This is a genomic window from Paenibacillus algorifonticola, from assembly GCF_000971975.1.
Classification (GTDB): Bacteria; Bacillota; Bacilli; order Paenibacillales; family Paenibacillaceae; genus Pristimantibacillus; species Pristimantibacillus algorifonticola.
This window is the reverse complement of sequence record NZ_LAQO01000008.1, coordinates 152,311-164,951: the sequence shown is the minus strand read 5'-3', so window position 1 is coordinate 164,951 and position 12,641 is coordinate 152,311. Positions and strand designations below refer to the sequence as shown.

The 12,641-nt window shown below is 44.7% G+C and carries 13 protein-coding genes; 5 read left to right on the top strand and 8 right to left on the bottom strand.

All coding sequences use genetic code 11. The features are described 5' to 3' along the window. Positions 1-77: 77 nt before the first annotated feature. On the bottom strand, positions 78-1,094 hold the full coding sequence (locus WH37_RS16905) for an ROK family protein (protein WP_197091380.1): 1,017 nt from the start codon (positions 1,092-1,094) through the stop codon (positions 78-80). Positions 1,095-1,145: 51 nt separating this feature from the next. Continuing rightward, positions 1,146-2,363 (bottom strand): MFS transporter, encoded by a 1,218-nt coding sequence (locus WH37_RS16900; protein ID WP_046231775.1) that lies wholly within the window; start codon positions 2,361-2,363, stop codon positions 1,146-1,148. A 347-nt stretch (positions 2,364-2,710) separates the two neighbouring features. Here WH37_RS16900 and WH37_RS16895 point away from each other — a divergent pair, with 347 nt between their 5' ends. Beyond that, entirely contained in the window at positions 2,711-3,886 is a 1,176-nt protein-coding gene (locus WH37_RS16895; protein WP_046231774.1) for a serine hydrolase domain-containing protein, read from the top strand. A gap of 140 nt (positions 3,887-4,026) precedes the next feature. Here WH37_RS16895 and WH37_RS36045 read toward each other — a convergent pair whose 3' ends face one another. After that, positions 4,027-4,197 (bottom strand): hypothetical protein, encoded by a 171-nt coding sequence (locus WH37_RS36045; protein ID WP_197091379.1) that lies wholly within the window; start codon positions 4,195-4,197, stop codon positions 4,027-4,029. Positions 4,198-4,567: 370 nt separating this feature from the next. Here WH37_RS36045 and WH37_RS16880 point away from each other — a divergent pair, with 370 nt between their 5' ends. Next, a complete protein-coding gene (locus WH37_RS16880) occupies positions 4,568-5,464 on the top strand; it encodes an NAD-dependent epimerase/dehydratase family protein (RefSeq protein WP_046231771.1) in 897 nt (298 codons plus the stop codon). A gap of 58 nt (positions 5,465-5,522) precedes the next feature. Here WH37_RS16880 and WH37_RS16875 read toward each other — a convergent pair whose 3' ends face one another. After that, complete coding sequence (locus tag WH37_RS16875) at positions 5,523-5,849, bottom strand: winged helix-turn-helix transcriptional regulator (protein ID WP_046231770.1); 327 nt, start codon at positions 5,847-5,849, stop codon at positions 5,523-5,525. A gap of 147 nt (positions 5,850-5,996) precedes the next feature. Between WH37_RS16875 and WH37_RS16870 the strand changes: the two genes are divergently transcribed. After that, positions 5,997-6,893, top strand: coding sequence for an NmrA family NAD(P)-binding protein (locus WH37_RS16870; protein WP_046231769.1), 897 nt, complete (start codon positions 5,997-5,999; stop codon positions 6,891-6,893). Positions 6,894-6,951: 58 nt separating this feature from the next. Here the strand turns inward: WH37_RS16870 and motB are convergent, their stop codons facing one another. The 4 genes from motB to WH37_RS16850 form a co-directional block, all read right to left on the bottom strand. Then, positions 6,952-7,704, bottom strand: coding sequence for a flagellar motor protein MotB (gene motB / locus WH37_RS16865; RefSeq protein WP_046231873.1), 753 nt, complete (start codon positions 7,702-7,704; stop codon positions 6,952-6,954). Between the two features lie 117 nt (positions 7,705-7,821). After that, positions 7,822-8,463, bottom strand: a complete 642-nt coding sequence (locus tag WH37_RS33705) for a TetR/AcrR family transcriptional regulator (RefSeq protein ID WP_052737030.1) — start codon at positions 8,461-8,463, stop codon at positions 7,822-7,824. A 156-nt stretch (positions 8,464-8,619) separates the two neighbouring features. Beyond that, positions 8,620-9,558, bottom strand: a complete 939-nt coding sequence (locus tag WH37_RS16855) for an alpha/beta hydrolase (protein WP_046231768.1) — start codon at positions 9,556-9,558, stop codon at positions 8,620-8,622. A 272-nt stretch (positions 9,559-9,830) separates the two neighbouring features. Beyond that, positions 9,831-10,307 carry a TetR/AcrR family transcriptional regulator gene (locus tag WH37_RS16850; protein WP_177217971.1) on the bottom strand — a complete coding sequence of 159 codons (477 nt, stop codon included), beginning with the start codon at positions 10,305-10,307 and terminating at the stop codon, positions 9,831-9,833. A 266-nt stretch (positions 10,308-10,573) separates the two neighbouring features. Between WH37_RS16850 and WH37_RS16845 the strand changes: the two genes are divergently transcribed. Continuing rightward, complete coding sequence (locus tag WH37_RS16845) at positions 10,574-11,611, top strand: ketopantoate reductase family protein (RefSeq protein ID WP_046231766.1); 1,038 nt, start codon at positions 10,574-10,576, stop codon at positions 11,609-11,611. Between the two features lie 138 nt (positions 11,612-11,749). Continuing rightward, positions 11,750-12,565: a DUF2935 domain-containing protein gene (locus tag WH37_RS16840; protein WP_046231765.1), complete on the top strand. Its 816-nt coding sequence runs from the start codon at positions 11,750-11,752 to the stop codon at positions 12,563-12,565. Positions 12,566-12,641: the final 76 nt, after the last annotated feature.

The window sequence follows — 12,641 nt, the reverse complement described above, 5'->3', positions numbered from 1 at the left end:
ACAGCCATGCGGCTTTATTCTATTCATAAAGCGACTGCGAATCTACATGTATCAGGATAATATTGCCGCTATCACGTTTATTCTGCCCCGGTGCCTAGCATCGTCCGGATCGTCATTTGATTGAGTCCATGAATATAGTCCTTCTGCCAATCCCTAAGCATAAGCTTCGGCAGATGAGCTTCCGGCACATAAACGGCGCTGCGGCTTTTTACTTCCTCCAGCTCCTGCTCAGACAGGTTGATGCTGCAAAAAATAAAAATATCCGGATTCAGCGTAGCCGTAAAAATCGCGACCAAGCGGCTCATGGCATCCATCAGCTCCGGATCATGAGGCTGTTTTTTGGAGCCCATGGCAAGCTCCCGAATGACCTCGCCAAAGCTTTGCTGCTCAAACAGGGGCAAATAAAAAATCTCGCCCGCAAAATACGTATGACCCCTTACAAGCTCGCCATTGACCATAATTCCTGCACCAGGACCGTTCATTCCAAAATAAAGATAGACCAGTGACAGCTCCTGATTGTTGTCCAGTTGGTCGTGATAGCCGAGCACAGTTGCATTCATATCATTTTCAATCTGCACCTGAAGCGGATAGCGGCTCTCATAAGCGGCTTTCAAATCAAAGCCGTTAAATTTCTCGTAGCTGGGAATATGAAAAACCTGTCCGTTCGTCACACTTGCAGGAACGCCAAAGGTTAGGGCGCGGATGAGCGGGTAACGCTCCAAATAATCCTTCATTTGACGCTCCAGCGCTTCCGGCCCTTCATCCAAAACGCCGGGCAGCTTATCTTGCATCATGACCTCTCCGACATAGTTCAGCAAGGTGTAGATGGTACAGTCCTTTTCCAGATATACGGCTAAGCCTGACATATGCGCTTCGTTCAGCATATAGATTTGCGGTCTTCGTCCTCCGCTGGATTCCCGCAGCCCCGACAGCAGAACCTCGCCATCTGCTTTCATTTCCTCAATCGCTTTGCTCACGGTAGGAAAGGTCAGCCCCGTTATTTGAGCAATTTCGACCTTGGTCGATTTGTGCTCATAATAGAGCGCGGTGCGAATTTGCTGCCGGATCATCTCGCCCATTAGTTTAGGATTCACAAATGGAAGCTTTATTATTTTCACCATCCTGACTGTTATAAAATGTGATGCCTACTTGGTTGTTGCCTGGCCATTCTCGCCAATCGGCTTTGCGGCATGAGACGTGAACCCTGCGAATACAATGCCGACCAGCACGACGATTAGGGCCATCCGCAGGCCGATTGAATCGCCAATCATGCCTAGAAGAGGCGGTCCAACGAGGAAAGCCAAATAGCCAGCTGTTGCTACAGCTCCGACCCTTACAGCTACTCCATGCGGATTGTCGCCAGCGGCCGACAAAGCGACAGGGAAGCCGAAGGCAGCGCCAAAGCCCCATAATACAACGCCGATAGACGCGATGATGTAATTGTGACCCAAGATCACAATGAGCAGGCCGACAATAGCGGATAGAGCCGACGCCCGCAGCACAGCTACTCTGCCGAATTTGTCCAGCAGGATGCCGCCAGTTGCACGAACAATCGTCATCGCAGCTACAAACATGCCATAAACAAACGATCCTGTTGTTGGGGAAGTGTCATAACCATCGACCATAATTAAAGGAAGCCAGTCATTAGCCGAGCCTTCAGCAAAGGTCATGCCCAAAATAATAATGCCGAGCATCAGGGTACGCGGCTCTTTCCAGATCGCGAGGCGTTCTTTAGTCGTTAGAGTTGGCGCGCCTGCGTCTGTTTTGCTTTCTTGCCCTGTTCCTTTAGGTACGAATCGGGACAAATAGACGATGAGCACAACTAACAGAATCAGAACAATGCTGAGGTGCGTGATGACGGAGATATGAGACTTCGTTGCATACCAGCCCACAACGGCGCCAATAAAGGTTCCCAGGCTGAAGGCGGCATGAAGGCCGGTCAGCAGCGATTTTTTCGTTGCGCGCTCCAGCATGGTGCCCTCAACATTCATCGCGACATCACAGATGCCAACGCCAAATCCGAAAATAGCCAACCCAATGAACACAACGGGGGCATAGGTGAAAAACGAGCTGCCCACTCCGATAATCGCAAGTCCTCCCGCCCCGATAAGCAGCCCGTTCATCATGACGAAGCGTCCGCCCTTGCTGGCAATGAAATGCCCTGCACCAAGCAGGCCGAGGATTGAGCCAATAGACAGCCCAAAAATGATCCAGCCCATCTGGCCGGTCGAAGCGCCCAGTGTATCGCGAATGGCCGGCGTACGGGAAATCCAGGTTGCTGTGGCAAATCCGCATAAGGTGAAAATCACATAGATCGCATTGCGCCATAATCCAATCTGTCTTGCGTTTAATGGTTCGTGCATAAGAAGCTCCCCTTACTCGCTGAAATACTTTTTAAAGATATTTAATAACTTTGCAAGCTTATCATAACGTATCGTATCCGTTTTAAAAAGCTGTCTTTTTGCGCAAAACATATGGGATTATGGGTTTTGCATAATTTCACGTTTAGCTGTGAGGCCGACACCGAGTTAATATTGCATTGAAATCGGCTCTTTTAAATTTAAGGTTTTCCATGCAAACTATCTTAATTTTAATTGTTATAAGGCTGATTTAACTTAATTGCCTTATATAAACGAAATAACTTATTTTATATAATTAACTCACAATAGTAAAGTCAAAAGGCTTTAACTATTCGAAAGGATGAAGACTGATGAGTAAGATGGACTCAAGCAAAATTAATCTAGATTGTCTACCCGGTCGAATGGATGAGGTAATCGATAAAACGATTGCTGACAAGCGTTTGGTCGGTGCTGTCACTAAAGTGGCGATAGATGGAAAAATGGTTTACAGCCGCGCTGCTGGTTTTACCGACCGCGAGAAGAATCGGCCCATGCGAGAAGATGCCTTGTTCCGCCTTGCTTCCGTTTCTAAACCTATCGTTTCAACGGCTGCCCTAGTGCTGGTTGGGCAAGGCCGCCTACAACTGGACGACCGTGTTGATCGCTTTCTTCCGGAGTTCCGGCCACGACTGCAGAACGGAGAGTTTGCAGCATTGACGATTCGTCATTTGATGACGCATACCGCAGGTCTGACTTACCGCTTCTTTCAAGAAGAGAATGGCCCCTATCAACGAGCTGGGGTATCGGATGGTATGGATCAGTCTGGTATTACGTTGGAAGAGAACTTGCAGCGCATTGCCTCTGTTCCGCTACTCTATACGCCAGGCACCGAGTGGAAATATTCCATCGCGACTGATGTGCTAGGAGCAGTCATTGCAAAGGTTACGGAAACAACGCTCAGCGAGGCCGTGCATTCCCTAGTGACAAAGCCGATTGGCATGACCGACACCGATTTTATTGCAGTAGACCCCGACAGACTGGCTATTGCATATACCAATGATAGTCCAGAGCCGAGACCGATACTGAATCCTGACAAAATCGACTTTTTGGAAGGCACGGCAGGCTTCCGGCTTGCTCCAGACCGTGCACTTGACGGTACGGCCTACCCTTCGGGAGGAGCCGGTATGGTCGGCAGCGCCGGGGACTTTATGCGACTGCTGGAAACTTTGCGTAAAGGAGGAGCGCCTCTGCTGCCGGAGACTCTGGTTCGTGAGCTGACTACCAATCAGATTGGGGATTTGCCAATGGCTTATTGGCCAGGGCGCGGCTTCGGCTTAGGCATCACGGTGCTCAAGGATCCTATTGCGGCAAATACACCGGAATCACCGGGCACATGGCGCATGGGCGGCACCTACGGTCATTCGTGGTTCGTCGATCCAAAGCAGCGGCTCAGCGTCGTGGCGTTTACCAATACTGCACTGGAAGGCATGTCGGGCCAGTTTACGGTTGACCTTTGTGAAGCTGTTTATGACAGCATCAAAAAATAGTCATTCAAAGAAAGCTAGGTTAGTCGGTTTTCCCGGAAATTAAAAGGAGTAAAGCAGCCCCATTAAGGTTGCTTCACTCCTTTTTGCTGATTATGGGAAAAATTCGCCATGCTGCGACGTTCAAGCAGCTGTGTTGCTAGTTAAATTTCATTTTTGGAAATACCATTCAAACTTGGGACATAATCGGCAGCTTTATTGCTTGTCAACGTCTGAGCTTCTTCCGTTAAATGATCGTTATTTTGTTGATTGTTTTTCTTATCAGCACGATTATTTGAGCGGTCCAATTTGGGATCGGCGCTATTTTTGGGCATAATATTCACCTCCATCTTTTCAAACATAGTATGAGAAGGTGGTTTGAATTTTATCCCAAGGCCTTCTCATGGCTAAAATAAACCCGTTTTAATTTCAAGAACGTGGTTGCCTCCTGTTGAATACGGGGACAATGAGCGATTGTACGGAATAAATGCTTGCTTTTTAAAAACATTAGAGTTATTGTAGACTTGTAAAGTCTTTAATTGAGCTGCTGAATAAAATATACTCAGGCAACTGACTATGCGCTTCATACAAGGGAGCGCCTCCTTATTCGTAAGGATCTGTCCTTTTTTGCAGCAATTAAAGACATATTGAATCTTCTATATCTCTAATGTAATTTCGAAAAGTGGGAAGGAGAATAATAAAACCATGAAAATTTTTCTAACGGGTGTTACAGGATATATTGGAGGCTCAGTCGCTAAGAGCTTGCTGGAAGCTGGTCATTCGGTGTATGGCTTAACCCGCAGTACGGAACAAGCTGCAGCCGTCAAAGAAATGGGTGTGGAGCCTGTAATAGGATCTCTGGAAGATACGGATATGCTGACTCAATATGCGCAATTGAGCGATGCGGTAATCCATACGGCTGATTCAGGTCATCGTCTGGCCATCGATACGTTCATAAGGGCACTACATGGCAGCGGCAAAGCGTTCGTGCATACATCTGGTTCCGGTGTAATTGGCGATGATGCTAAGGGCGAATACGAAAGTCAGCAAATTTATGATGAAGATACGCCATTTGTGCCAATTGACCCGCAAAAAGAACGCGTCATGATTAACGAACAGGTGCGAAAAGCAGGTGTGGAGCAGGGCATACGGAGCATCGTGATCGCACCTAGCATGATCTATGGAACTGCGCTTGGCCTTCCAAGAGAAAGTGTTCAACTGCCCCTTATCATCCGCAAATCCAAAGAGATGGGTGCAGGCGTCTATATCGGGGAGGGAGTAAACCGCTGGTCTAACGTTCATATTAAAGATTTGGCGGAGTTGTATTTGCTTGCTGTAGAGAACGCTCCAGCTGGATCCTTCTTCTTTGCGGAAAATGGAGAACAATCTTACAAAGAGCTTGCCCATTTCGTCAGTGAAGCTTTGGGATATGGAGGACATACGGCAAGCTGGTCGATGGAGGAAGCTGTCGGCGAATGGGGAGGAGTCGCACGATACGCACTCGCTACCAACAGCCGAGTTCGCGCCGTTCACGCTAGGAAAATGCTTGAGTGGGAGCCAACAGGAGAATCGATACAATCGTGGATTTCCAATAACGTGTAGAAAAAACAAAACCCTCTCCTTCGTCAGGAGAGGGTTTTGTTATAGACAGGTATTGAATTTATTGATCCTTCTGTAAATAGCCGTCGCCCCAAGCTTTTATTTGAAGCAGGACGGGAATAAGACTTTTTCCAATGGGAGTCAACGCATATTCCACTTTTGGCGGAACTTCTGCATAAACGGTTCGTTCAACTAGGCCATTTTCCTCAAGCTCACGCAGCTGGCGGGTCAATGTTCGATGGGTAATTTGGGAAAGCATGCGCTGTAATTCATTGAATCTTTTTACTTCATGTGTAGTTAACTGATACAAAATCAGAATCTTCCATTTTCCTCCAATGAGGTTGACTACAGCTTCTACTGGGCATGGTTTTTCGCAATGTTCGTCCATAGGATTCTCCTTATAAGTATCCCATAGGATACCTTATATCTATAATGTGCGTACTTACATCTTGTATCCTCTTTTCTTAATATAAGGATAGCACTTACATCGATCAATCAGCTACTGCTGATGATTAGTTTGGAAAGGGAGATGACAATGGAGCAGGTTGAGCGTTATTTGGTTTATGGGGCATCAGGGGTTCAAGGAGGAGCAGTTGCACGCTTGCTGGTTGAAAAGGGTTTGTATGTACGAACCGTTACACGTTCAGAAGAACAGGCTGTTGTTTTAAATAATCAGGGAATAGAGGCTGTTATTGGGGACTTCTCCAAAGCGGAACTATTAGATCAAGCACATGAGGGAATCGACAACGTTTTTTTAAATATTCCAGTTGATTTTGAGCTGGCAAAGGTGAGGAAATATATTTCGAATGCGGTAGACGCAGCTCGGAGAGCAAACATTAAACTGCTGGTTGTTAACACAAGCGTTTATGTCCCAGAGCATGAAACAGATGCGGCGGCTATCGAGATTAAACGAGAGTTGATTAACTATGTCAAACAAAGCGGGGTACCCTTTATTATTGTGCAACCTATCGTTTACATGGAAAATTTTCTAATACCAGGTTTATTAAATAATCATATGCTCGCGTATCCTGTGCCTGCTGACAAACCAATTGCCTGGATCAGTGCGGATGATGCAGCAAAATATCATGTCTACGCCCTGACTCATTCTCACTTGGCTGGAAGTACGTTGCAAGCGACAGGTCCAGAAGCCTTGACTGGCATGCAATTGGCTGAACACTTCAGTGCAGCATTGGGAGAAGCAATAAGCTTCTATTCTTTACCGTTAGACAGCTTTGAAACGGCAATTCGACCTTTGTTAGGGAAGGAGACAGCTTCAGGCTTGGCGGGACTCTATCGATGGATTGAAGCAAATACAGCATCTCTGCCGCAGCCTGATCACATAAATCCCACAGTTGATCCAAGTTTTCGGATGACAGGGATGACAGAATGGATCAGCAAGGCAGTGGAGCGTGGACATTTTTCGATAAAATAAAACATAGGGGAGAACCGGCGAGCGCCGGTTCTTTGCGATTCAATCGAGTTAGCTGTAATTATTGATTCGGGAGCGCATTAGACTGCACTAAGATTTCAACACGTCTGTTGCGTTGTTTGCCTGCCTCCGTTGCATTACTGTCAATTGGCTTAAATTCGCCAAACCCTTTGGAGCTGAAGTATTGGGGATCGAGCTCCTTGTTTTGCAGTAGTAAATTAAGAAAATTGAGTGCTCGCATGGCGCTAAGATGCCAATTTGAATCAAATTCAGTAGTGCCAATCGGCACATTATCTGTATGCCCGCTAATGATTACGTTATGTATAGGGTCCATGACCAGAAGCTGTGATATATCTTTGACGATGCCGATATTGGAGCTTTGAACCTTGGCACTGCCTGAAGCAAATAAAACATCATCCTTTATCGTAATGAGCAGTCCTTCATCCGTCATTTGTGTTTCCAGTTTTGTGGTGAGCTGATGATCGGAAATGTACTGATTAACCTGTGATTGTATATTTTCCAACTCGGTTATTTCTTGTGTATGCGTGGTCTCTGGCGTTTCCTGCACGTTTCCCTGATCAGATTTTGAGATTACAGGGTTCTCCAACGCAGGCTGCCCTTCGAGAACACCAGAACCGCCAGCGAACGCGATTCTAAAAGCTTGCGACATCTGTTCGAACTTTGCAGCATCTGCGCTGCTCATCGCATAAAGCACGATAAATAAAGCGACTAATAAAGTCATTAAGTCAGAGTAGGGCAGCAGCCACGATTCATCGACATGCTCTTCCTCATGTTCATGCTTGTTTCTTTTCATTTGTTTAACACCTCTCCCGTCTAATTTGAATGCAATTAATTCAACAATCGATGAATTAAAGTCATAAGAAGAGAAAACATTTTTCATGCAAAACGCTCTCTCTTCATGATCTTCATTTTATACAGCAGCTATTTGAAAAAAATTGGCCAACACGGATTCCTTCATCTCGCTTTTAAGATCGTTGTTCACCGTAAAATCTTCTTTGAACTCGTTTACTAAATTAGGAATCGTTCCAAGAAGTGAAACGGAGTTCACAAGCATTAAATAATAGAGAGTAGGCTCCTGTTTTTTGATAACGCCAGCCTCCATACAATCCTTAATAAACGGCATTAGATGCCGGAATGTCGGCAGGAGCATTTTATCCATGAGATATATGGATCGCTCACTCTGGTGGGACAACTCATTCGTCACAAACATCATGTGAAAGGGAAACTCAAAGCAAAAATTTACAATGTTATCTACAAGAGCAATGCAAGCAGTCTCTAGCTTCATATGCATATAATTATTTTTAAATGGTACGGTTTGAAGCGTAATACGTTCAGTTAGATGATCGACTACCGAAGTCCACAATCCAAGCTTTGAGCCGAAATGGTAGGATAGCAGGGCCACATCCACATTCGATAGGTTTGCAATTTTCCTCAGACTTGCACCTTCATAACCGTGTTTTGCAAATTCAATCAGTGCATGAGACAATAAAAGCTCTTTCTGGAATTGATCCTGCTTGGATGGACGCCCTGGACGGCGCTTGGCTTCTTTCACTTTGTTGACCCACTTCCTTAAAACATTAATTCATCACATGATGATTTTAGCATGCGTTCATGTTTAGTGTCTACGATAAAGCTTAGGTATGTACGCAAAAAAAGGCTGTCCCATAAGGCCAGTCATGACCTTAGAGACAGCCGCTTGGACGAGCCCTTATTTTACTTCTTCCATAAACGCCTTAAAGTTTTGGGCAATTTCTTTGGATTTGGTATGGTGCAAATAATGTCCACCTTCAAAGGTCATCACTTTTCCATGTATAGAATCCTTGACTTGCTCTTCATGCAGCGGTATCCAGGTTGCAATTTCTTCATTATTCGCTTGGATAAAGAAAATAATAGGCAGCTCTTTTGGGAAGGTTAAATGTTCAGCTGCTTTAAAGTTAGAAGAAATATTTTTCATTTCATTTAAGGTTGTGGGACTATTGCTGTTCTTGAGAGAAAGCATGGTCAGCTGTTCTTTTGTTGCCTCATCATATGGCAGTCCATCATAGGGATCGCCACTTACTTTCACGACCAATCGAAGAAAACCTGACTCTTTGAGAAGCTTAAACGTTGTTACAGGGAGTTCAGCATCCATGCCGGGTTGTGTTGGAACACTGCTATCGATGCCGACAAATGCACTCACTTCGCTTGTATATTTGTTTGCATAATCGATTCCGTAAATGCCAGCAATGGAGTGGCCCATTAGAATATAGCGGTCAATTTTTAGGCTTTGCAGCGCTTCATGGATTTCACTTACTATATTTTCTGTCGTTCTTTCCTTATCGGTTCCATCACTTAATCCATAACCAAAAGGTTCAATCGCGACTACTTTGTAAGAGTGTGAAAGCTCATCTATTAGCGGCTTAAAATCGAGTGCTGGTGCTGCTGTTCCAAACCCTGGAAGTAGCACGATGGTTTCTTCGCCTTCCCCTTGAATGAACACATTCATATTTTTCCCGTCTACGGGTACTAGCTGACCATAGGTTTGTATTTTTCCTTGCTCAGATTTGCTGCTGACCTTATTCACTATAAACACAATAGCTATAAAAACGACTATTGCGATAACAATTGCTGCTAATATTTTAAGTAAAACCCTAAGCCATTTTTTCATAATCGTATCTTCTCCTGTCGTTATCTTGATAGTGGACTGCCTTAACGGCTGCTAATGTAAGCTTATACGACGAAGATGTCCTCGCGATGACGACAATGTGAACGGAAGATGAACGAGTAATATTTTATTTTCCTCATCCATTTATTTGCGAGATATATTCAAATGCTGTTGTTCCATATACGCCTTTAAAAAAGTATTGATAGGGCGAAATCCCCGTATGAGCCTTGAATAACCGGATAAACTGAAATTTCGACAATTGAAGCTCTTTACAGTCATTCTGGCTTGAAAGAAGAAATGATACGCGCAATAGCTTGCGGGCTTTCCTCCCCATTCGATTCCAGCCATTGATTAATGACCCCCATTGAGCCGTGAACCATGAAAGTAAAAGAATAGTCCATTGTGGACGAGTCCTTTTTGTCCTGATCATCTCCTCTTCTTTTTAGATAATCTCTATGAACCTCAAACAGCACTTCGGATAAAAAGTTGCTTTCTCCTCTATCTGAGATCATGATTCGATAAATCGTTTTCTTCTCTTGGATGATGTTCAATAGCTTGATTAAGGAGCCATCTTCCGCGCACGGACTTTGATCCTTTTGCAGCGTCTCCCATATTTCTTGATTAATTTCCTTCTGCATCACTTCAAATAATTCATAAGGATCTTTGTAGTGCAGATAGAAGGTACCACGGTTGATGTCGGCTTGTTTGCATATTTCAGTGACCGTTATTTGAGGCAATTTCTTCGTTTCCAATAGAGCAAGGAAACAGCTCTTAATAAGCTCTGTCGTATATTTGGCTCTTCTATTGTTCTTTACTCCGACCATAGGATCCGTTCCTTTCCGCATCTATTCGAACAAACGTTAGTGGATTTGTTGAATTGATGACATTAACTCGCATATTGATTATTGTGATTGTGAATATTTTGAGATTATACTATCACTGTGATATTAAATCAACATGTGTTTATTTTATGGAAATGATCTAAACGGTCGTTCTATTATTTGGAGAGTGAATAAACATGACAACTAGTACAAATAAACCTAATATCCTAATTGTAGGAGCGGGTGCAGTAGGATTTTCTGTCGGCTACCATCTCAGTTTGTCCGGCGCCAACATTACCTTTCTTGTGCGAGAAGGACGGAAAGCGGCATTCCAAGCTCCTCAACAGCTTTATTGCTATGACGATGCTGCACTGAAAAATTTTACCGGATTTGGCGTCATTGAGAATGTCGCTGAACTGGCGGATAAACCATTTCAGTTTATCTTCATTACACTTGACGGAAATGCCAGCCGAACGAAAGAAGGCATGGCTATGCTGAGCAAGCTCGGCGACATGGTACGCGCTTCTAAAGCTACTGTCATTATGAACGGTTTCGGGATTGGCCTTCGCGAGCACTATATCAAGGTTATGCAGATTTCGGAGGATCGCTTGCTAAGAGGGATTCTCGGCATGCTAAGCCACCAGGGAAGCGCGGGCTTGCCTGTACATGCACCAACAGATCCGACGAAGGTAGCAAAGGCCATTGTCTGTTACAAGCATCCTGCGAACAAGGTCGGTTTCCAAGTCGAGACCAACAATAAAGAGGCAGCAAAGCAATTCATCGAGATTTACAACCGCAGTAAGGTTTCGCGCTGTGGTCAAGTAAGCCCAGCCATGTTTAACATTTACTCCAGTATTGGCTTTCCTGTATATGCAGCGTGTGACATTGCGGGCTGGTCTGATTTTTCAACGGTTGCGTCGAACAAGGAGCTTTGGCGGCTTGCCATCCGTGCACAAGGCGAAATAGCGGCACTCCCGCAGCATGGTTTGTTGGGTAAATTCATGGCTTTGGTTATGGGGCCGCGCATGACGGCAAAAGTACACATTAAAATGGAACGGGACATGCTGCCGCTAGATTATCAGGCATTCAACCGCTTCCATCATGGCGGCAAGGTTCGTGCTCAGGACGTTGAATCTATGCGCAACTCCCTTGCCGAAGGGCAGCGTCGCGGTCATCAGATGCCGGCGCTGCAGGAATTACTGAAGCGTCTATCAGAGCACGAAGCGGCAAGCTAAGCTCTTAAGCAAGTAACGTTTCCGCCGCAAAGCCACAACTCCGCATGCGCATGCTGGTGTGGAATGACTGCTTCTCATAAGACCGAGCACTCGCACATACGATATGGAGTGGGAGTATTGCCTAAGGAGGAGTTGCTATTGTCGGATGCGTTTGTAGCCCGTTCTTTAGAGGAAGTAAGGTTTTGGTCACGGATTATGAAAGAACATTCTTTATTTCTAAAATTAGGATTCAGGTGTGAGGACACACAGTTGATTAATGAGGCGAACCAATTTTATGCGATTTTTGAGGCAATCGAAAACCGTGCAAATGCGTTTACAATGGGAACAGACCCTCACGTCATAAAAAAGTTTAATGAAGAAGTCCATAATGCTGTTTCGTATATTTGGGCTTTTAAGAGAAAAGTGCTTGGGTTAATTTTGAGGTGTCAACTTCCTGGCGCTAATAATTTCCCCTTATTAGTTGATCATGTAAGTAGGGAAGCCAATTATTTCAGAAATCGTTTAAGTGAATTAAACAAGGGGACTTTGGAGCCGTTGCCTGATGCTATAATTGATGAGAACGTGTTCTTCCTTAGAATTATGGCTGATCATGCAAAATTTATCAGTCATTTGCTTGATCCTTCTGAACGTAAACTTGTAGAGCAAGCGAATCATTTCAGCCAAGAATTTGATCAATTATTATTTCAGGCGAAGGATTTGGAATCCATGCGTCCTCAATCACAAACCGTACCTCTCCTTGATCAATTCCTTGACCAGAACAGGGTTTCCGTTAAGTCTCTTCGTGACTTTAAGAAAACAGCTCGTGACTTAATTGAAGCATGTAAAATCAAAAGCATTATTCATCCGTTATTGGCGGATCATGTTTTCCGGGAAGCCGAACATTTCTTGATCATTATAGATATGTTCGAAAATAGTCTGACAGGTAAACCTGTTCAAGTAAGATTTGATCATTAAATATACGAACATATGTAATCTCCACGTAGCCCCGGCTAATTACGTGATCGTTCATGTGGCCGAAAAAAGATTCCGT